The sequence below is a fragment of the Terriglobus tenax genome (assembly GCF_025685395.1).
GTDB lineage: Bacteria > Acidobacteriota > Terriglobia > Terriglobales > Acidobacteriaceae > Terriglobus > Terriglobus tenax.
The window spans coordinates 581,187-600,738 of the sequence record NZ_JAGSYA010000003.1; the positions used below are offsets into that span (position 1 = coordinate 581,187).

Annotated in this window: 18 protein-coding genes; 14 read left to right on the forward strand and 4 right to left on the reverse strand. The window is 57.1% G+C overall.

What is annotated here, in order from left to right:
* Positions 1-112: 112 nt before the first annotated feature.
* The 11 genes from aroC (at position 113) to OHL13_RS02525 (ending at position 9,293) form a co-directional block, all read left to right on the forward strand.
* On the forward strand, positions 113-1,288 hold the full coding sequence (aroC, locus tag OHL13_RS02475) for a chorismate synthase (protein ID WP_263408527.1): 1,176 nt from the start codon (positions 113-115) through the stop codon (positions 1,286-1,288).
* Positions 1,289-1,311: 23 nt separating this feature from the next.
* The gene (gene def / locus OHL13_RS02480; RefSeq protein ID WP_263408528.1) at positions 1,312-1,821 is read left to right on the forward strand and encodes a peptide deformylase; all 510 of its coding nucleotides are present in this window, start codon (positions 1,312-1,314) and stop codon (positions 1,819-1,821) included.
* 4 nt (positions 1,822-1,825) lie between these two features.
* Positions 1,826-2,752, forward strand: coding sequence for a methionyl-tRNA formyltransferase (gene fmt, locus OHL13_RS02485; RefSeq protein ID WP_263408529.1), 927 nt, complete (start codon positions 1,826-1,828; stop codon positions 2,750-2,752).
* A complete protein-coding gene (tsaB, locus tag OHL13_RS02490) occupies positions 2,749-3,414 on the forward strand; it encodes a tRNA (adenosine(37)-N6)-threonylcarbamoyltransferase complex dimerization subunit type 1 TsaB (protein WP_263408530.1) in 666 nt (221 codons plus the stop codon). The genes fmt and tsaB overlap by 4 nt, the downstream gene beginning before the upstream one ends.
* On the forward strand, positions 3,411-3,890 hold the full coding sequence (gene rimI / locus OHL13_RS02495; RefSeq protein ID WP_263408531.1) for a ribosomal protein S18-alanine N-acetyltransferase: 480 nt from the start codon (positions 3,411-3,413) through the stop codon (positions 3,888-3,890). Before tsaB ends, rimI begins: the two co-directional genes overlap by 4 nt.
* A 30-nt stretch (positions 3,891-3,920) precedes the next feature.
* Positions 3,921-4,121, forward strand: coding sequence for a DUF465 domain-containing protein (locus OHL13_RS02500; protein ID WP_263408532.1), 201 nt, complete (start codon positions 3,921-3,923; stop codon positions 4,119-4,121).
* Between the two features lie 203 nt (positions 4,122-4,324).
* A complete protein-coding gene (locus OHL13_RS02505) occupies positions 4,325-4,954 on the forward strand; it encodes a phosphatidylserine decarboxylase family protein (RefSeq protein ID WP_263408533.1) in 630 nt (209 codons plus the stop codon).
* Entirely contained in the window at positions 4,954-5,790 is an 837-nt protein-coding gene (gene pssA / locus OHL13_RS02510; protein ID WP_263408534.1) for a CDP-diacylglycerol--serine O-phosphatidyltransferase, read from the forward strand. Before OHL13_RS02505 ends, pssA begins: the two co-directional genes overlap by 1 nt.
* Positions 5,791-5,811: 21 nt before the next feature.
* Complete coding sequence (locus OHL13_RS02515) at positions 5,812-6,855, forward strand: Asd/ArgC dimerization domain-containing protein (protein WP_263408535.1); 1,044 nt, start codon at positions 5,812-5,814, stop codon at positions 6,853-6,855.
* 2 nt (positions 6,856-6,857) lie between these two features.
* Positions 6,858-7,838, forward strand: a complete 981-nt coding sequence (locus OHL13_RS02520) for a magnesium transporter CorA family protein (RefSeq protein ID WP_263408536.1) — start codon at positions 6,858-6,860, stop codon at positions 7,836-7,838.
* A gap of 186 nt (positions 7,839-8,024) precedes the next feature.
* Positions 8,025-9,293, forward strand: a complete 1,269-nt coding sequence (locus OHL13_RS02525) for a tyrosine-type recombinase/integrase (protein WP_263408537.1) — start codon at positions 8,025-8,027, stop codon at positions 9,291-9,293.
* A 126-nt stretch (positions 9,294-9,419) separates the two neighbouring features.
* On the opposite strand, the gene OHL13_RS02530 is transcribed toward OHL13_RS02525, so the two are convergent.
* From OHL13_RS02530 to OHL13_RS02545, 4 genes are read right to left on the reverse strand one after another with little or no spacing between them, the layout of a single operon-like run.
* A complete protein-coding gene (locus tag OHL13_RS02530; protein ID WP_263408538.1) occupies positions 9,420-10,145 on the reverse strand; it encodes a DUF6602 domain-containing protein in 726 nt (241 codons plus the stop codon).
* On the reverse strand, positions 10,142-11,077 hold the full coding sequence (locus OHL13_RS02535; protein WP_263408539.1) for an AAA family ATPase: 936 nt from the start codon (positions 11,075-11,077) through the stop codon (positions 10,142-10,144). Before OHL13_RS02535 ends, OHL13_RS02530 begins: the two co-directional genes overlap by 4 nt.
* The gene (locus OHL13_RS02540) at positions 11,077-11,589 is read right to left on the reverse strand and encodes an HORMA-1 domain-containing protein (RefSeq protein ID WP_263408540.1); all 513 of its coding nucleotides are present in this window, start codon (positions 11,587-11,589) and stop codon (positions 11,077-11,079) included. The genes OHL13_RS02535 and OHL13_RS02540 overlap by 1 nt, the downstream gene beginning before the upstream one ends.
* A gap of 4 nt (positions 11,590-11,593) precedes the next feature.
* Complete coding sequence (locus tag OHL13_RS02545) at positions 11,594-12,559, reverse strand: CBASS oligonucleotide cyclase (RefSeq protein WP_263408541.1); 966 nt, start codon at positions 12,557-12,559, stop codon at positions 11,594-11,596.
* 178 nt (positions 12,560-12,737) lie between these two features.
* Between OHL13_RS02545 and OHL13_RS02550 the strand changes: the two genes are divergently transcribed.
* The 3 genes from OHL13_RS02550 to OHL13_RS02560 are packed head-to-tail and all read left to right on the forward strand — an operon-like array spanning position 12,738 to position 19,545.
* Positions 12,738-13,631, forward strand: a complete 894-nt coding sequence (locus OHL13_RS02550) for a WYL domain-containing protein (protein WP_263408542.1) — start codon at positions 12,738-12,740, stop codon at positions 13,629-13,631.
* Positions 13,632-13,655: 24 nt separating this feature from the next.
* Positions 13,656-16,736: a BPTD_3080 family restriction endonuclease gene (locus tag OHL13_RS02555; protein ID WP_399255089.1), complete on the forward strand. Its 3,081-nt coding sequence runs from the start codon at positions 13,656-13,658 to the stop codon at positions 16,734-16,736.
* A 10-nt stretch (positions 16,737-16,746) separates the two neighbouring features.
* Positions 16,747-19,545, forward strand: coding sequence for a site-specific DNA-methyltransferase (locus OHL13_RS02560; RefSeq protein ID WP_263408544.1), 2,799 nt, complete (start codon positions 16,747-16,749; stop codon positions 19,543-19,545).
* The last annotated feature ends 7 nt before the right edge of the window (positions 19,546-19,552 follow it).

The following is a 19,552-nucleotide window of genomic DNA, read 5'->3' on the forward strand; positions in this document are numbered from 1 at the left end:
CCGGTTTTCCCTCAGTTGACAATAGGACGGGCAGGCGGCAAATTGGTCATGCTCTTGCGCTTGAATACCATCCATCCAACCATGCCACCATCTCGCGATAAAATCGTAGTTTATGCTTCGTTTCTCCACAGCAGGTGAAAGTCACGGCGAAAGTCTCGTCGCGCTGGTAAGCGGAATGCCCGCCGGCGTGCCCATCGATCTGGAGTTCCTCAGCCATGAACTCTGGCGGCGCCAGCAGGGCTATGGCCGTGGTGGCCGCATGCGCATTGAGCGCGATACGGCGCACATCCTCTCCGGCGTGCGTCACGGCAAGACCATCGGTTCGCCGATCGCCATGACCATTGAGAATCGCGACTGGAAGAACTGGGGCGAGATCCTCCCGGTGGAAGAGGGTGACCTCTCCAAGCACAAGGCCGTTGCTTCGCCGCGCCCCGGTCACGCCGATCTGGCCGGCGCCCTGAAGTACGACTTTCCCGATGCCCGCTACATCCTGGAGCGCGCCTCTGCCCGTGAAACCACGGCTCGCGTTGCCGCCGGAGCTCTGGCCAAGCAGTTGCTGCGTGCCCTCGGTATCGAGGTGGCAAGCCATGTCATCCGCGTCGGCAAGGCTGAGCTGCAGCGCCCGGTGACCTGGGAGGAGATCTTCGCCCTGCAGTCGAAGACCGAGGTTCTGCTGAACTGCGCCGACCCTGAAAGCGAGAAGGCCATGAAGGGCGAAGTGGACGGCATTCTGCGTACGGGCGACACCGTCGGCGGCGTCTTCGAGGTGGTCGCGCACGGCCTTCCGCCGGGCGTGGGGACCCACGTGAACTGGGATGAGCGCCTTGATGGCCTGCTTGCCCAGGCGGTGATGAGTCTGCAGGCGGTGAAGGCTGTCGAGATTGGCCGCGGAGTCACCGCCGCCGAATCCAAGGGATCAGAGGTTCACGACGCCATTGCCTATGGCGAGCAGGACGGACCGTTCACCCGCTTTGAGCGCGACCACAACAATGCGGGCGGAGTGGAAGGCGGCATCTCGAACGGCGAGGACGTGATTGTGCGCGGTTACCTGAAGCCGATCTCGACGTTGCGCCGCCCGCTGGGCTCAGTGAACTTTGAAAGCCGCGAGCCGGTGAAGGCGGCCTACGAGCGTTCGGATGTCTGTGTGGTGCCGGCAGCGGGGGTTGCGGCGGAGTCCATGGTGGCCCTGACGCTGGCAAAGCTGGTGGTTGAGAAGTTTGGCGGCGATTCTTTGAAGGAACTGAAGCGCAATTTTGACGGCTATTGTGAGCAAATCCGTAACTTTTAAGCCGGTTTAAACGCGAAAAGACGATGATTTATTCCATTATTAAGTACCCCGATCCCGTGCTTCTGAAGCCCGCCGAGACTGTTACGGTCTTCGACAAGGAGCTGAAGCAGCTGGTCGCGGACATGTTCGAGTCCATGTATGACGCGCAGGGCATTGGCCTGGCCGCGCCGCAGATCAACATCTCCAAGCGCATCTGCATCATCGACCTGTCGTTCAAGAAGAACCCGGCCGACAAGATTGTGCTCATCAACCCGGAGATTATTGAGAAGGACGGCAAGCAGCACGAGGAAGAAGGCTGCCTGAGCCTGCCCGATATCCGCGAGAAGGTACACCGCGCCGTCTACGTGAAGGTTCGCGCGCAAGATGTTGATGGTAAATGGTTTGAGGTCGATGGGACGGAGTTGTTGTCGCGCGCCTTCCAGCATGAGATCGACCATCTGCACGGTGTTCTGTTCATCGATCACCTGAGCCGCCTGAAGCGCGACCTGGTGTACCGTCGCATCCGCAAGATGCAGAAAAACGGGGAGTGGTAGAGCAGTGCGGCTGGTCTTCTGCGGTACACCGCAGTTCGCTGTACCCACCCTGCAGGCGCTGATCGACGCCGGGCACGAGATTCCGCTGGTGGTCACGCAGCCGGACCGCCCGGTGGGCCGCACCCAGGAAATTGTGGCCCCGCCGGTCAAGCAGCTTGCGCTTGCGCATGGGCGGCGGGTGCTGCAGCCGGAAAAGATCAAGACCAACGAAGAGTTCCGCCGCGAACTGGAGGCGATTGCCCCGGAGGTAATCGTGGTGGTCGCCTATGGGCGCATTATCCCGAAGTGGATGCTGGAGTTGCCGAAGTATGGCAATATCAACGGCCACGCCTCGCTGCTGCCGAAGTATCGTGGCGCCGCGCCAATCCAGTGGGCCATCGCGAACGGTGAGACGGTGACGGGGGTAACTACCATACTGCTGGACGAAGGGCTGGATACCGGGGCGATGCTGCTGAAGCGCGAGGTTCCGGTTGGGCCGGAGCAGACCTCGGTGGACCTGTTCCCGATCCTGTCGGAGATTGGCGCGTCGCTTATGGTGGACACGCTGCGTGGGTTGGAACTGAACACGATTGCACCGGTGCCGCAGAACGAAGCCGAGGCGACGCTGGCGCCGATCCTGTCGCGCGAGGATGGACGGATCCAGTACACGCAGACAGCCCAGTGGAACGTGAACCGCTGGCGCGGATTCCAGCCGTGGCCGGGGTGCTTCACCGTGTTTCGCGGCAAGAAGCTGACGGTACATGCAATGCGCGTGGTCACCGGAGTGGGTGAGCCGGGAGCTGTGCGCGTCGATGGGGAAACATTGCTGGTGGCCTGCGCCAATGGCTCCATGCTGGCTCTGGGTGAGGTGCAGGTTGAGGGCAAGAAGCGCATGGCGGCAGCGGATTTTCTGAACGGCTACCAGGTGAAGTCCGGCGAGGTGCTGGGGTGAGCGGTCATCGTCTGCTGGTGATCGACACCTGCGGGCAGGGCGGATCGGTGGCTGTTGCTTCGGACGGGTTGTTGCTGCAGGAAGAGCTTGCGCCGCGCATGGCGGCATCGCATGGGCTGGCCGCGGTGCGGCGGTTGCTGGATCAGGCGGGTTGGCCGCTGACGAGCCTGGGGGCCATTGCCGTGGTGCACGGGCCGGGATCGTTTACCGGGGTGCGGGTTGGCGTGGCGATGGCCAAGGGGCTATCGGAGGCCGCCGGTGTAGGGCTGATTCCGGTCTCGCGGCTGGATGTGCTGCGGCATATGCCCATGTCCGGGAATCCGGACATGGGGCACACGGCATCCTGTCAGTTTGCGGCGATGGATGCGGGCCGGGGTGAGTTTTACCTGGGCTCGGCCGAGCGGCAGGAACTGGTGACGCTGGAAGAGATGCTGCAGCAGGTGCCTGCCGGGGCGACGGTTGCGGTCTGTGAGGATCGTGTGGCCGACGCTCTGGATGCCTTTTCGCTGCTGCGTGTGGCGGAGCCGCAGGCAAAGGACGCGGTTTCGCTGGCATTCGCGGCACTGGCTGCCGGACTTGTTCTGGGAGCCGAGGCGGTGGACGCGCTGTACCTGCGGCGTCCGGATGCGGAGCGGGCGCTGGGACGGGCCAGCCACGCATGATTCGCCAGGCGGGAGAGCAGGATGCTGCTGCTCTGTTTTCTCTGCAGACAGCCGCGCCGGGCATGCCGCCGTGGACGGAGATTCACTGGCTGGAGCTGCTGCACAGCGATGCGGTTGTCCTGATTGCGGAGATGGATGGGGTCGCGGCTGGGTGCGCGGTCGTGTCGATGGTGCGGATTCCCGGGGAGACGACCGCTGAGCTTGAGGCGATTGTGGTGACGGCCAAATACCGCCGGACCGGGCTGGGTGAGGCGATGATGCGGGAGATGATGGCCACGGTGCAGGCGGAGGGAGCGGTGCGGCTGCTGCTGGAGGTCCGAACCGGGAATTTACCGGCGATCTCGCTGTATCAGAAGCTGGGCTTTGAAAAAGAAGGTCTGCGGCGGCGGTATTATCGCGATCCGGTGGAAGATGCCGTTCTGATGTCTGTGCGGTTTCCACAGGAGGCGGTTGCCCCGGAAAAAAGACAGGAGTAAATTCCTTGGCATCCGTTGAAGGAGGTTTTCATGCTTCCTGCGCACACCCCCACGTCGTTCCGTCATGAGCAGCTGACTCGTCTCGAGATGGAGCACGCGCGCTACTCTGAACGTCTGAACCACATTGTCACCAACCGTCTGCACTCGCCCTACGACCAGTGGGAAGAGGCCCGGCTGAAAAAGATGAAGCTGAAGTTGAAGGATGCGATGGAGCATCTGCGAGGGGACTGATTCCTGTCCCCGGGTATTTCACCATTTCCTGAACAGTGACAACGGTGCTCCCACCCGGGACGCCATGCTGTTTTTGTGTACTGCCGCAACTGGCGCTTCGCTAATTTTCGAAGGCCGGGAGGCGGAAGGCATGTCTTTTGTGTGAAGAGCAGGCCGCAGGCAACGTCCTTTTGCCGGGGCGGTTCTATAATCGGAAGAACTTTATGGTGCGTGACGGTCTTCTTTATGCGCTCGGCCTTGTGGTCGTCGCCGTTTTACTTTGGTTCCTGGTTGGCTCGGCCTGGCTGGTCACGATTCCGGTGTTGCTGGCGCTTTTCTTCCTGTGGTTCTTCCGCGATCCGTCGCGTACCGTGCCGCAGGGCAGAGGCCTGATTGTTTCCCCGGCGGACGGCAAGGTAACGGAGGCGGAGTGGATTGAGACCTCCGCCGGTTCGCGTCTGCGGATCAGCATCTTCCTGAACGTATTTGATGTTCACGTGAACCGTTCGCCGATTGAAGGCACGGTCACGCAGGTGGAGTACCGCAAGGGCCTCTACAAGAATGCGATGGCTCCGGATTCTGCTGTTGTGAACGAGCAGTCGCTGATTACGGTGGAGAATCCGCTGTACCAGGTCAGCTTCAAGCAGATTGCGGGTCTGCTGGCCCGCCGCATTGTGTGCAACGTAAAGCCGGGCGACCGGGTGGAGCGGGGACAGCGTATAGGCTTGATCAAGTTCGGTTCGCGCGTGGATGTTCTGTTGCCCTCTGAGGCTGTGCTGAAGGTAAAGAAGGGGATGCGGGTTAGCTGCGGGTCGACCGTGCTGGCTGAGATGCCCGCTGCACCGGAGGCCTGATGGCTGAAGTGATCGAGCGCCGGAGGAAGCAGCCGCGCCGCGCGATGTACGTCCTTCCGTCGTTGTTCACCGCGGGCAATATTGCGGTGGGCTTCTACGCGATTCTGCAGAGTATGCAGGCGGTGACGACCGGGGACCATAACTATTTTGACCGCGCCGCGCTTGCGATTGCGTTTGCCATGCCGTTTGACGCGCTGGATGGACGCATTGCGCGCATGACGAATACGGCCAGCGAGTTTGGCAAGGAACTGGACAGCCTGGCGGATGTTATTACCTTCGGTGTCGCCCCGGCGATCCTGGCCTACCTGTGGGGCTTCCGTATGCTGCCGGAGCTGGGCAATCTGGTCTTCCGGCAGAAGGTGATGGACCTGGGAATGTTTATATGTTTCCTGTTCCTGATCTGCGGAGCCAGCCGCCTGGCGCGGTTCAACATTACGAAAGATCCGCAGCCACAGAATCCTGGCAGACCTGATCGCAAGTACTTTGTTGGGATGCCGATTCCGGCCGCGGCGGGTGTCGTGGTCTCCGTGGTGCATTGCTTCAATGGCAGCCCGGTAGACAATATCTGGGTTGCGCTTTTGTGGCTGACGTTTGTGTCTTTTGTCGGTTTTCTGATGGTGAGCCGTTGGCGCTTCTGGAGCGGCAAGGAGATCAACCTGAGCCACGGACGTCCGTTTCGCCTGCTGATCCTGCTGACGCTGGCGATTGTTCCGATTTACCTGTTCCACCAGTATGTGCTGATTGCGCTGGGACTGGGATATACGGTATACGGGCTATTCTCGCGCGTGAGCTATGGCTGGATGCGACGCCGCGCCTCGCATGCTGCATCGAATTAGCAGCAACAGGAAGGAAGCAAGATGGAAGAACGTGTGTACCACGCGGGCATTGCCGGTGTGACGAGCCTGGCAGGCAAAGACCTGCATGAAGAACTTGGTCAGAGTGTGATGGCTGCGGCGGATGTTCGCTTGCTGGACCATGAGGAACTGGCCGGGCAACTGGAAGCCACCGATGACGAGATGAGCTTTATCCAGAAGATCGATGCCCATGCGTTTGAGGGGCTGGATGTCGTATTCTTTGCCGGCAGCGCTGCGCAGACTGCCGAGAGTTGGAACTTCGCCAGGAAGGCTGGCGCCAATATTGTGGACCTGAGCTATGCGCTGGAAAGCGAGCCGGAGACGCTGGTACAGGCTCCGTGGGTGGAGCAGGCATTGGCGGCGAAGGGGACGGGTACGCTTCCGGGATTGAGCACGGTTGCGGTGGTTGCCGCTCATCCGGCGTCATTGATGCTGGCGCTGATTGCCGCCCGTGCAGGGAAAAGCCTACCGCTGAAGAGCCTGGCTGCGGTGGTGTACGAGCCGGCCTCGCAGTTGGGCAAAGAGACGATGGACGAGCTGCACCAGCAGACGCTGAACCTGCTCTCCTTCCAGAATCTGCCGAAGGAACAGTATGACGCGCAGGCTGCGTTCAACCTGTTACCGGAGTTTGGGGAGAGCGCGCTGCAGCGGCTGTCCGTCACGGAAAATCGTATTCGCAAGCACTTTGATCTGCTGGCAGCAGGACGTCTGCCGGAGGTTGCGCTGCAGGTCGTCCATGCCCCCGTTTTCCATGGCTACACAGCCAGCGTTCTGGTGGAGTTTGCCGAGCCAGTGGATTTGCCCTTGTTGGAGCGGGCGCTGGAAGGCGAACACGTGGAGGTCCTGCTGGGGGATGCCGAGCCGCCAAGCAATGTATCCGCTGCTGGCCGTAAGGAGATTCTGGTGCGTCTTCCAGAGGACGCGGGACAGGCTGTGTCGCGCGTATGGCTGTGGCTTGCGGCGGACAACCTGAAGCTGGCTGCACAGAATGCGATTGCCTGTGCAGTGGAGTTGGAAAAGCTGCGTCCGCAAGGGAAGGTGCAGTAAACGTGCTGCGGTCGTTTCGGCTGGAAGCCGGGAAGCTGCGTGTGGATGAGACGGGAGAGAGTGTTCCCCTACACCAAGCGCAGTGGATTGACATGCTGTCGCCCACGCAGGAAGAGGAACACACGGTCGAGAGCGCGCTTGCGCTGTCTGTTCCTACGCGGGAAGAGATGGTGGAGGTTGAGAGCAGCAGCAACCTGTACCGCGAGAACGATGCGTCGTATATCACCATTCGCCTGCTGAGCCGACCTCGTGACCAGCAACCCAAGCTGGCGGCGGTGACCATGGTGGTAACGCGGGATAAGTTTGTCACGCTGCGCTATGCCGATCCCACACCGTTCAAGCTGTTCTGTGCCCGTGTAGACAAGAACCCGAAGGTGATTGAGCGCCCGCGTGAGGCGGTGCTGACCTTTATGGAGACGGTGGTCGATCGCGTCGCGGACATACTGGAAGAGATTGGCAATACTCTGGACCAGTTGGCCGGTGAACTCTTTGCGCAGGACGCGACCTCAGTGAAGAAGGACGTGGAGCAGGACCTGGCGCAGATGCTGCGACAGATTGGCCGCAGCGGCGACCTTGCCGGCCGTGCCCGAGAAAGCCTGCTGAGCCTTACCAGGGCGGCCGTATTCGTCGCCGGCGGAGAGGGCGGGGAAGAGCCTACCACCAGCGAAGCCCTTCGCCTGAAGACCTTGCAGAGAGACATCAGATCACTGCTGGAACACGATGCGTACCTGCTGTCGCAGATCCAGTTCCTCCTGGACTCGAATCTTGGCATGATCAGCATTCAGCAAAACGCGATCATCAAGATCCTGTCGGTGGCCGCAGTCATCTTCCTTCCACCAACGCTGGTGGGGTCGCTCTACGGCATGAACTTCGAGCACATGCCGGAGTTGAGGTGGCACATGGGGTACCCAATGGCGATTGTGATGATGGTACTGTCCGCAATTGTGCCGTATTGGTATTTCAGAAAGCGCGGCTGGCTGTAAAATCAAAAGTGCGCCGGGATGGCGGAACTGGCAGACGCAGCGGACTCAAAATCGTCCAAGACAGCGTTTAGAGTGCCATCAAATGACTAAAACTAAACGGCTTATACGAAAATCCCCTTAAGGATTTCTGTTGCACAACCCTTTCACACTTTGGTGTATGTTGGAGGTGTCAGGAGGTGCTTTCGCATGTCCGAACACCACACCATCCTCGGTGGCAAGGTCCACGTCTACAAACGTCCCAATAGCTCAAGCTGGCAATGCGCGACGTATTTAGCTGGGAAGAACCGGCGCACGACAACCAAAGAAGACAGCCTCTCGAAAGCAAAAGAGTTTGCTGAAGACTGGTACTTGCAACTGCGCGGTAAACTTCGCGACGGTGAGTTGAAGACCGGCAGGATGTTCCGCGATGCCGCGAAGTTATATCTGCGCGAGTTCGACATCATGACGCAGGGACAGCGAAACGCGACCTACGCGCGTGGCCAGCATGCGCGTACGAATGGTTATCTTGTGCCGTTCTTCGGCAGCATGGTTCTTCCCGAAATCACTGCGGGCAAAATCAATGAATACCGCATCCATCGACTAGAAGAAGCCAAAGCGTCCCGTGGCAAGCCTCCAGCGCATAGCACGATGCACCAAGAGATCGTGACGCTACGACAGATTTTCAAAACGGCATTACGGCACGGATGGATCGACCATATGCCGGACATGTCTGCGCCCTATCGGGCGTCGGCCAAGATTTCTCATCGAGCATGGTTTTCACCGGAAGAGTATAAGCAGCTTTACGAAGCGACCCGCAAACGGGCGCAACACCCGAAACAGCCACGATTCCGCTGGGAAGCGGAGCAGCTTCACGACTATGTTCTGTTCTCTGCGAATACCGGACTGCGGCCCGATGAAGCGATGTGCCTTCAGTTTCGTGATGTGAAGGTCATCGAAGATGAAGGCAGCGGCCAAACGATCTTGGAGATCGAAGTTCGAGGCAAGAGAGGTATTGGCTTCTGCAAGAGCACAGCAGGAGCAGTGAGGCCGTTCGAACGATTGAAGACCCGTCCTCGTCCTGACGGTGGACCGGGACGGACAGGAAGCCGTAAGGAAAACGGCGAATGGCAGCAACCAGGACCAACTGAACTTCTGTTTCCGAAGTGGTCGCGTGACTTGTTCAACGCAATTCTTGAAGAAGAGAAACTGCGGGTTGATCGTGATGGAAGGCCGCGAACGGCTTACAGTCTTCGGCACACCTACATCTGTTTGCGGCTGCTTGAAGGTGCCGACATCTACCAGATCGCAAAGAACTGCCGAACAAGTGTAGAGATGATCGAGAAATACTACGCCGCTCACCTAAAGACTCAACTCGATGCTTCTGCGATCAATGTGATGAGGCCACGTCCAAAGAAGGACGTGGCAAAGAAGGGTCCCAAGCGAGTAGAGCCGCAGCCGTTAGCCGAAGCGATGTAGTTGGTCTACCCGGATGGAAGCATCCGGGTTTGCTTTGGCACCGGATCAGGGCCGCTCCGGCCCGTTTTGATCCGGTGCTGTCTCTGCACACGAGCGTGTGCCAAAACTAACAACCCTTAATCGAAGCTATTGAGATAGCCATTTGGCATAGGCCATAACATCAATCATCGGAACTGTCCCGCTAAATTGAAGTTCTGAGATGAGCTTCAAAAGGAACGCCGTTGCAGGCTTGCCCTCTCTAACAAAAGCATAGCTGGCAGAAGTCCGATCACGGAAAAAGTGGCCGTGCGATGCGACACAACCAATATCCAGTCGCCCGAGATGCTGATCCTTCTGTAGGCTGGCTTTGATCGGATCGCCAAAGCATGGGGACCAGTCACTCTCGAACGTGAGCAGCCCTCCCAGAATAGTGATGGGATTTTTAGGTGGATAGACTCCACCGGCATGAGGAATAGGCAAACTTGTCCTGTGCAGGCGTCGGATGCTGCTCAACTTCGCTTGTGCGTAGGCTACCTGTTCGGCTGAAATTGCTTGTTTTGCCTCGAAGGCGGCGTAGACGCTTTCGGCTGGTACGACGAGTTGATCTTCATACTTTAGGATGAAGGGTGAATACTGACGATCGAAGATAATTATGTCGATCTGATCGCTGAATGAGCCTTCGCTGTCGACTACGTGGCCAGTCTCAGCAGCATAGCGCTGCGGAAGGTACTGCTGGAGAAGTTTGAGCCATACTCCTTCTGTTGCGTTACCCTTCGTCGTCGAATGACCGAAGGACTTTCGCGACGCTTCCAGCCTTCGATGGATGTCTTCATGCAAGGTCGATAGAAGTTGCCCTAATGACCATTCGCTCATTGCTGTACCTCCTTGAATGGTGGCGTTGGAACCATTTTCTTCGCGAGTTCGATTGCCCTCTTTGGATGGATGGCTTTATCTGGATAGGCGTCCAAGATGAGGTTGGGAAGAAATCGTTGGGTCAGGTCTGAGAATGTGAACCCATAGTTGTGCTTCGTATTCGGTCCCGTAGCATTGACTATCGCATCGAGATCGTGTGCGGAGAACCCTGCTTCCACTAGGGCACCGCTCAATACAGCCTTCCGCTGCGCATCGTCGGGTCTATAAAACTCAAGGATGTCTGCTGCTCTCCGTCGTACAGCAGGGTCCAATGCTCCGAGACGATTGGTGCACATGATGACCGCGGCTGGCAGGTTGCCCGTGGCAAGCCGGTTGATCCCACGGATCAGAGCATTCACGCCAGCACGGTCTTCATGGTGCATCTGAGCCGCTTCTCGGGATTGCGCTAGCGCGTCCGCCTCGTCGATCAGTAGGATGACCCCGCCCCGCGTCTTTCCGCCATTGCCTTTCAGCTTTGTTGCCTCGGCCACCGTGTGATCAAACGCAGCAGAGATGAGTTGGGTCATCTCTCCTACTCGTCCCTGCCCACGCGTCGATAAGCTCAGAGGGAGGAGGGTGATTTCGATGTGCTCTTGCCGCGCAACGGCATCACCAATCGTTTCGGCCAGCTCGGATTTGCCAGAACCAACATCTCCGGCCAAGATGACCAGAGGGGGGCGACTTGTAACAAGTGCAACAAGCCTTTCCGCATGAGGATGGTGCTTGTTAGCCCAATCGTGAAGATGCTTGGAATTGACCAAGAGCCCAAGTATCTTCGTCAGGCGCAGCTTGTAGTCGTCGAGTCCTACGAGGCGATCTAGTCGTTCTCTATATTCGAAGTCGGGATACGTCATACGACGCTCGAATAATTCGTCTAACGATAGCTGGCTCATTAGTAGCTCCGTACTGTGGACCTGTTGAGGGCTTTGCCGCCCGATGAATACGTACGATCGGATTCCAAGTAACCCGCCACTGTCGGTTCTTCAGATCCGCCTCGATAGAAAGGCTGGCTTCTCTTGAAGGCATCTCGTTCCGCCGGGCTAAGAGCATTCCATTTAGCCGTGTAGGTGGCGTAGCTATTAAAGGTGGCACCGCTGACATCAGCGCCCGGACGGACTTTTCCAGGATCATCATCGGCTGACTGCATACCTCCGAGGTCACGAGCTTTGTAGCGGAGGGTAGGTTCGATCCACTTCCCGTCACGTTGAAACCCGTGCGTCATCGTATCTAGGTAGCCGTTTTTCAAGAGTTCGATCAACTCAGTCTCATGCTGAGCAATCCAGCTATCTGACGGTTGACTGTAAAAACGCTGCATCCGCTTCAGATCTGCTGACACCTTGGAAGCAAGGTGCTTCGCGTGTGTCGCGGTAAATGTGACTTCATACGCAATCGAAAAACTTCCCATATCCTCACCCCTGAAAAGAAGAACCGAAAATTTTCTGCCAGTAGTAGACCGTTTCGCCCTTGGTCGGAGCCAATAGCGCGGCGTCAATCGCATCGCCAGCATCGAGAGCGGCTTCCACAATCATGTCGATCTGTGCCTTCGTATATAGACAGCTCACGTTATTAGCGGCATTTACTGGGTCGATGATCTGCATCGGTTCAGTGAAGGAACCAACAGTCGAGGCTTTATAGCAATCTTCGAAGATGATCTTTTCGCGCAGCCCTGACTTGGCGATGAACGTAAAGAAGCTCTGTAACGCCTCCGGATAATCACTGAATGAATGGCCCAAGTCGCTCAGATGAGAAAAGATCAGCTCGATCATGAATGACTTGAAACGGAATCCCTCGCGCTCGGCCTTCATCTGCTTCGCCCAGGCCTTCGCCAAACGCACTACTTGGGCGAAATCATTCGGGTGTGCCGTCTTCCTTTTCTTGGTGAAGCTGAGATGAAGAGGAATGCTCGTCTTAAGTAGGTGGCCGTCGTCCTGACTCACCAGATTGCCGTACCACTGCGGATCGTTATCGTAGAGGATTGGCACAATATCAACATCCAGGCCTGATCCCCTGAACGATACCGTTACGCTGTACGTCTGCGGCTTCACTTGCTCAGGTGAGAAGTTGGGGAACGCCTTACGGAGTTTTTCCGCAAGGTAGTCCAGGAGAGCCTTGATTTCGTGAGGCGCTTCCGCGCCGCTGATGTAGCAGGCGACATCGATATCGTTGAGCGACCGTAGGGCAGTTCCTTTAGCCAAACTCCCCGAGATCAGCATCTTCTTGAGTGAGAAGTCGGGATGGTCGGAGACATATCCTTCCAGCTTCTCGCGCAATCTTGCCGCTTGCGCTCGATATTCATTTGCCTTTTCTCGGGGGAGATTTATGCGAGCCTCAGCGAAAGCACATATTTCCCTGTGATCGATATGCGTCCTACTCATTAGTCCTCCAAAGCCCTCGCCAGCGAGTTCTGATCTAGAAGACTCGAACAAACGTGAGGAGCATCATTTCGAACCAGCATAGCAAAGATTCTCGTATGCGTATAGTTTCAATCCTAATAGATTGCATTTGGGATGCTAATGCTTGTGGATAACTGGTACAATCACGTATAAATATGAAATGGGTGACCAAGATTCTGAGGTTCGGCGTGGTGTCAAGGAACGCCTTGAATTCATCGAGTTTCGACTTTTCTGGGAAGGCCGCATCAACCGGGCGGACATCATGGAGCGGTTTGCGATCTCAACTCCCCAAGCCTCAAAAGACCTGAGCCTTTATGAATCCCTCGCACCCGGAAATCTTGCTTACGACGTGTCCGCAAAACGCTACTCTGCGTCCGCAGATTTCGTACCCCGGTTCATCGAACCGAACTCGAATACTTTCCTTAGTCAGCTCAGAAATGTTGCCGATCGCAATTTGTCAGTAGGGGAAACATGGCTTGGGGTGGTTCCCCCTGCGGAAATCGTTCCGATTCCGACCCGCCGAGTGAATGTTTCTGTTCTTCGCTCTGTGCTTCACGCTATAGAGCACCGAACCGCCGTTCAGGTTTTTTATCAGTCGATGAACGAGAAGCGTCCTGGCCCCATGTGGAGATGGATCGCACCTCATGCGCTCGCTCATGACGGACTTCGCTGGCACGTTAGAGCCTTTTGTTCGATGACGAAAGACTTCAAAGATTTCCTGCTCTCGCGTTGCTTGGAAGTAGGAGAAGAGACTTCCACAGAAATTAAGGCGAGCCAAGATAGATACTGGAACGAATACTTTAGCGTTGTATTGGTCCCCAACCCCGCATTAAGCCCTGAACAACAAGAGGTTGTTGCTCAGGACTATTGCATGGAGTATGGCCAGGTGGCAGTACCTGTTAGGAAGGCGCTGCTCTACTACTTCAATAAGCGATTGCGTATCGATGTGGCCAGGGAGAAGGATCGCATCAAGGAAACGCCAGTCGTTGTATTAAACGACCGCGCATTCCAAGATGCCTTAGCTGAAATGGAACCACACCAGCCAGAAAAGTAGGCAACAAGAGGAAGCCACGGAACGATGCCGAGCAGCTTTTTTGAACATCCGATTCTCAACTCGCCCTACGAGTATCCAGCGCGCCATTGGGAGATGGACGAAAGCGGCCAGCCGACTCAGCAAATCATCGAGTCGCGCCGTATTGCTCAATTCGTTACGCCCATCCCCAAACCTCGCAAGCATCGGCAACCAGCGATTCAGGAAGATATCGAGTTTGGCGACCATACTGGCGTCTCCACTCGTGCACAACGATACGAAACCATCCCAATCATCAACGAATTGCGGCAACAGGTTGATGAGTGGAGACGTCTGCCCAGTCCTTCCGACTGGTTGGTGACACCTGAAACGGCGCGATTACTCCAGCACTGGAGGCATCATTCGTTCCAAAGCATCCGCCCTTTCTTCTGTCAGGTAGAAGCTGTCGAGACGGCTATCTGGCTGACCGAAGTTGCGCCGAAGCGGCCGGCGTGGAAGAAATTTGTTGAGCATGTCGCTGCCGCCAATGCAAACGCCAACCCAGGTTTGAATCGCCTGGCTCTTAAGCTCGCTACGGGAGCGGGCAAGACGACTGTCATGGCCATGCTGATCGCTTGGCAAACGGTGAATTCGGTACGCCGTTCTGGCAGCACGAGCTTCACGCGAGGCTTTCTGGTAGTCACGCCGGGACTCACCATTAAGGACCGCTTGCGTGTCCTCCAGCCCAGCGACCTAGACAGCTACTATGCCAGCCGCGAGCTTGTACCGATTGACATGCTCGACGATATCAAGCGAGCGAAGATCGTCATTACGAATTATCACGCATTCAAACTGCGTGAGCGAATGGAGCTTTCCAAGGGCAACCGGGCTCTACTGGAGGGCCGCCATGGGGATGCGATCAATACCCTCGAAACCGAAGGCCAAATGCTTCAGCGCGTGATGCCCGACCTGATGGGCCTGAAGAACATCATGGTGCTCAATGACGAGGCCCACCATTGCTACAAAGAAAAGCCTGGCTCCCCAGACGAAGAAGACCTTACCCGCGAGGACAAGGAAGAAGCAGAGCGCAACAAGGAAGCAGCTCGACTTTGGATCAATGGGTTGGAGGCCGTCAAACGAAAAATCGGCGTTCAGCGAATTCTTGACCTTTCAGCCACTCCCTTCTTCCTGCGTGGTTCTGGTTATGCCGAAGGCACACTTTTTCCGTGGGTGATGTCAGATTTCTCGCTCATGGATGCCATCGAGTGCGGCATCGTGAAGCTCCCTCGTGTTCCGGTGGCAGACAACAGCCCCGGCGCTGAGGTTCCCATCTTCCGCGAACTCTGGACGAACATCCGCAAGCTTATGCCGAAGAAGGGTCGTGGCAAAGCGGATGGACTCGATCCCCTGAGCCTGCCGACGCCACTCTATACGGCACTGGATGCGTTGTACGGCCACTACAAAGAAACCTTTGAAAAGTGGCAAGAAGTTGGTTACAGGGTTCCGCCGTGCTTCATTATCGTCTGCCAGAACACAGCCATCTCCAAGCTTGTCTACGACTATGTTTCGGGTTTTTTCCGCAACAATGAAGATGGTTCGACGCAACTCGAAAATGGGCGTCTCGAACTTTTCCGGAACTTCGATGCTCATGGAAATCCCTATGCGCGTCCCCGGACCTTGCTGATCGATAGCGAGCAACTTGAGTCCGGCGAAGCGTTGGATGAGAATTTCCGCAAGGTTGCTGCATCAGAGATCGAGCAGTTCCGACGTGAACGCGTTGAGCGCACTGGCCTCCAGGAACGAGCGGAAGACATCGACGACGTTTCCATCCTGCGCGAGGTCATGAACACCGTCGGTAAGGAAGGCCGCCTCGGCGCGGAAATCCGTTGCGTTGTCTCCGTCTCGATGCTTACGGAAGGCTGGGACGCGAACACCGTGACGCACGTCCTTGGTGTTCGCGCATTCGGAACACAGTTGCTCTGCGAGCAAGTCATTGGCCGTGCGCTTCGCCGCCAGTCGTATGAACTGAACGAAGAAGGGCTCTTTGATGTGGAGTATGCCGACGTGCTCGGCATACCGTTCGACTTTGCGGCAAAGCCTGTTGTCGTGACGGCTGTTCCGCCGCGCCAGACTATCCAGGTGAAAGCAGTCAGGCCAGAGCGTGACAAGTTGGAGATTCGCTTTCCGCGTGTGATGGGCTACCGCGCGGAGTTGCCCAACGAGCGGCTCACCGCAAAGTTCACGGACGACTCCAAGCTGCTGGTGACACCGGAGCTTACTGGCCCATCGCAGACGCAGAACTCCGGCATCGTCGGCGAGAGTGTAAATCTCACGGTCTCGCATCTGCGTGACACCCGGCCCTCCACCATCCTGTATGAACTGACTACTCACCTGCTTTACACCAAGTGGCGCAACCCCGGTGAAGAGCCGCCGCTGCATCTCTTTGGCCAGCTCAAGCGCATCGTGAAGGAGTGGTTGGATACCTGTCTCATCTGCCGCGGCGACACGTATCCGGCGCAGGTACTTTATCGCCATCTGGCAGACATGGCCTGCGAACGTATCACGGCTGCCATCAATGCGGAGTCTGGCGACCGCGCGACCATCAAGGCGCTGCTCGATCCCTTCAACCCGGTCGGCTCCACCTCGCACGTCAACTTCGCAACATCGAAGACCACCCGTTGGCAGACCGATCCTCGGCGCTGCCAGATCAACTGGGTCATCCTTGATAGTGATTGGGAAGCTGAGTTCTGCCGCGTTGCGGAGAGCCATCCCCGTGTGCGCTCTTACGTGAAGAACCACAACCTCGGCTTTGATGTGCCTTACCGCTACGGCTCCGACAGCCGCATCTACCGGCCAGACTTCATGGTGCTGGTAGAAGACGGCCACGGCGAAGACGACCTGCTGCACCTTGTGGTTGAGGTAAAGGGATATCGTCGTGAAGATGCGAAAGACAAGAAAATCACGATGGAGACCTACTGGATTCCCGGCGTGAACAACACCGGCAAGTTTGGCCGCTGGAAGTTTGTCGAGTTCACCGAAGTCTTTGGCATGAACGCAGACTTTGCTTCCGTAGTCGAGAGTGAGTTCCAGAAGATGGTGGACTCCGTGACCGAACCCAATTCCGCTGAGAACCATTCTGTAGAGAATTAAGAGAAGACCGATGGCAAAGACCGCAAAGCCCAAACCGAAGAAGATCGTCCAAACCCTGGTGCATGAGGAGGCCTCGCGCAAGAACATCCCCACGGCGGAGTACCAGTCCGTCATGCGCGCCGAGGACCTTTCTCCCATCCGCGTGGCTTATGAGCGCCGCAACCGTGACCTGGACCCGCAACTGGTCTGGCGCGGCAAGGACGAGCAAGACTGGTCCGATCTCGTGGTGCCTGCGCCTCCGCTCTACATCCAGGAGAAGGTGCATCCCAAGGTTCTCATCGACGACCTCGAACGCCAGGCTAAGGCCGGACAGTCCGCTGTCGAGTCCCAGTTCGATCTCTTTGCGGATTTCAACGGCCTACCCAGTGAAGAAGCCCGCACGGAGTTTTACCAGCACGATGCCCACTGGTCGAACCGGATGATTCTTGGTGACAGCTTGCAGGTAATGGCATCGCTTGCGGAGCGCGAAAGCCTACGCGGCAAGGTGCAGTGCATCTACTTCGATCCGCCCTATGGGATCAAGTTCAACTCAAATTTCCAGTGGTCAACGACCAGCCGCGATGTGAAAGACGGCAATAAGGATCACATTACGCGTGAGCCGGAACAAGTGAAGGCGTTCCGCGATACGTGGCGCGACGGTATTAATTCCTACTTAACGTATTTGCGAGATCGACTGACGGTTGCCCGCGATCTCCTCGCTGAATCAGGTTCCATTTTTGTGCAGATCGGTGACGAAAATGTTCATCGTGTCCGGGCGGTGATGGATGAGGTGTTCGGGGATGAGAACTTCATTTCTCAGATTGTCTTTGAGAAAACGAGCAGCACTTCGACGGAGGAAATGGCTTCAATCAGCGACCACATTATCTGGTTCGCAAAGAGTCGCCCTTCGTTCAAATTTCGTGCGGCATACAGGATGAAAGTGCTCGGTGAAACCGGAACCACTCAATATGTCTGGTTCGACGAAGGTGGAGGTTTCGACAAGAGGCTCAGTGCGGACGAATTGAGTGGCAACTCCTCTACGACTGATCGTAACCGCGTATTTGCTTGTGACAACCTTACGAGCCAGCGCCCAGCACAAGGTACAGATGTCACTTCATTTGATTACAACGGCGCTGCTTTCACTCCCGGTAAAGGAACGTTTAAGACCGACGCGATCGGACTGAGCCACTTGGCACGAGGCGGACGACTTCGACCAATCGGGAAATCGTTAATGTATCGCCGCTTTCTCGCCGATTTCCCCGTCGTCCCCATAGCCAACTATTGGAATGACGTGAAGATGACCGGATTTTCTGAGGAAAAGACCTACATTGTGCAAACCGGGCAGAAGGTCATCGAACGCTGTCTCCTTATGGCCACCGATCCCGGCGACCTCGTGCTCGATCCTACCTGTGGTTCCGGCACCACCGCCGCCGTTGCCGAGCAATGGGGACGTCGCTGGATCACCATCGATACTTCTCGCGTTGCTCTTGCACTTGCTCGGGCACGCATCATGGGGGCGCGTTATCCGTTCTATTTACTCGCCGATTCGCGCGAAGGCCAAGTTCAGGAGGCCAAGCTCTCAGGTCGAGTACCATCGGAAGCCGCTACACATGATAATGTCCGCCTCGGCTTTGTCTACGAGCGCGTACCGCACATCACTCTCAAATCCATCGCCAACAATGTCGAAATCGACGTTATCTGGGAAGATGCACAGAAGACGCTTGAACCTCTACGCGAAAAGTTGAACGCCGAACTGAAGCAACGCTGGCAAGAGTGGGAGATTCCGCGCGAAGTCTCCGAAGGCTGGAGCGCAGCTGCCAAGGCCACGCACGCCGCATGGTGGGAAGCGCGCATCGCCCGTCAGAAAGCCATCGACGCCTCCATCGCCGCTAAGGCCGAGTTTGAAAACCTCTACGACAAGCCCTACGAGGATAAGAGCAAGGTCCGCGTCGCCGGTCCATTCACGGTTGAGAGCCTTTCTCCGCATCGCGTACTTGCCGTGGATGAGAGCGAAGATCTGATCGAGATGCCCGGCCTGAGCGACAGTGATACTCGCGACGCGCAGGACTTCGTACAGATCATTCTCGACAATCTGAAGATGGCCGGTGTGCAGCAGGCGCACAAGGAAGACAAGATCGTCTTCACCTCGCTGGCTCCGTGGCCGGGCGACCACATCTGCGCCGATGGCCGCTACACCGACGCCGACGACACAGAGAAACGTGCCGGCATATTCATCGGGCCAGAGTTTGGCACAGTCACACGCGAAGACCTGGTGGTGGCGGCTCGCGAAGCCGCCGACGCTAACTTCGATGTGCTAATCGCCTGCGCCTTCAGCTACGACGCGCACTCGTCGGAGATGAACAAGCTGGGCCGCATTCGTGTGCTGAAAGCCCGCATGAACGCCGACCTGCACATGGCCGAGGACCTGAAGAACACTGGCAAGGGCAATCTCTTCGTCATCTTCGGCGAGCCGGAGATTGAGATTCAGGACACGGGCAGCGGCAAGATCAAGGTGAAGGTGCTGGGAGTGGATGTCTTCGAGCCAAGCACAGGCAAGGTCCGCAGCAACGGCCCGGACGGCATCGCCTGCTGGTTCATCGACACGGACTACAACGAAGAAAGCTTCTTTGTGCGCCAAGCATACTTCCTCGGCGCAAACGATCCTTATAAGGCGCTGAAGACCAGCCTCAAGGCGGAAATCAACGAAGAAGCTTGGGCCACGCTGAACAGCGAAACCTCCCGCGCCTTTGACAAACCCGAATCTGGTCGTATCGCGGTGAAAGTCATCAACCATCTCGGCGACGAGGTGATGAAGGTCTTCCGGGTATAAGGAACGA

Coding starts and splice junctions, on each gene's coding strand:
- aroC (WP_263408527.1), top strand. CDS start 113: ATGCTTCGTTTCTCCACAGCAGGTGAAAGTCACGGCGAAAGTCTCGTC.
- def (WP_263408528.1), top strand. CDS start 1,312: ATGATTTATTCCATTATTAAGTACCCCGATCCCGTGCTTCTGAAGCCC.
- rimI (WP_263408531.1), top strand. CDS start 3,411: ATGATTCGCCAGGCGGGAGAGCAGGATGCTGCTGCTCTGTTTTCTCTG.
- OHL13_RS02500 (WP_263408532.1), top strand. CDS start 3,921: ATGCTTCCTGCGCACACCCCCACGTCGTTCCGTCATGAGCAGCTGACT.
- OHL13_RS02505 (WP_263408533.1), top strand. CDS start 4,325: ATGGTGCGTGACGGTCTTCTTTATGCGCTCGGCCTTGTGGTCGTCGCC.
- pssA (WP_263408534.1), top strand. CDS start 4,954: ATGGCTGAAGTGATCGAGCGCCGGAGGAAGCAGCCGCGCCGCGCGATG.
- OHL13_RS02515 (WP_263408535.1), top strand. CDS start 5,812: ATGGAAGAACGTGTGTACCACGCGGGCATTGCCGGTGTGACGAGCCTG.
- OHL13_RS02525 (WP_263408537.1), top strand. CDS start 8,025: ATGTCCGAACACCACACCATCCTCGGTGGCAAGGTCCACGTCTACAAA.
- OHL13_RS02530 (WP_263408538.1), bottom strand. CDS start 10,145: ATGAGCGAATGGTCATTAGGGCAACTTCTATCGACCTTGCATGAAGAC.
- OHL13_RS02535 (WP_263408539.1), bottom strand. CDS start 11,077: ATGAGCCAGCTATCGTTAGACGAATTATTCGAGCGTCGTATGACGTAT.
- OHL13_RS02540 (WP_263408540.1), bottom strand. CDS start 11,589: ATGGGAAGTTTTTCGATTGCGTATGAAGTCACATTTACCGCGACACAC.
- OHL13_RS02545 (WP_263408541.1), bottom strand. CDS start 12,559: ATGAGTAGGACGCATATCGATCACAGGGAAATATGTGCTTTCGCTGAG.
- OHL13_RS02550 (WP_263408542.1), top strand. CDS start 12,738: ATGGGTGACCAAGATTCTGAGGTTCGGCGTGGTGTCAAGGAACGCCTT.
- OHL13_RS02555 (WP_399255089.1), top strand. CDS start 13,656: ATGCCGAGCAGCTTTTTTGAACATCCGATTCTCAACTCGCCCTACGAG.
- OHL13_RS02560 (WP_263408544.1), top strand. CDS start 16,747: ATGGCAAAGACCGCAAAGCCCAAACCGAAGAAGATCGTCCAAACCCTG.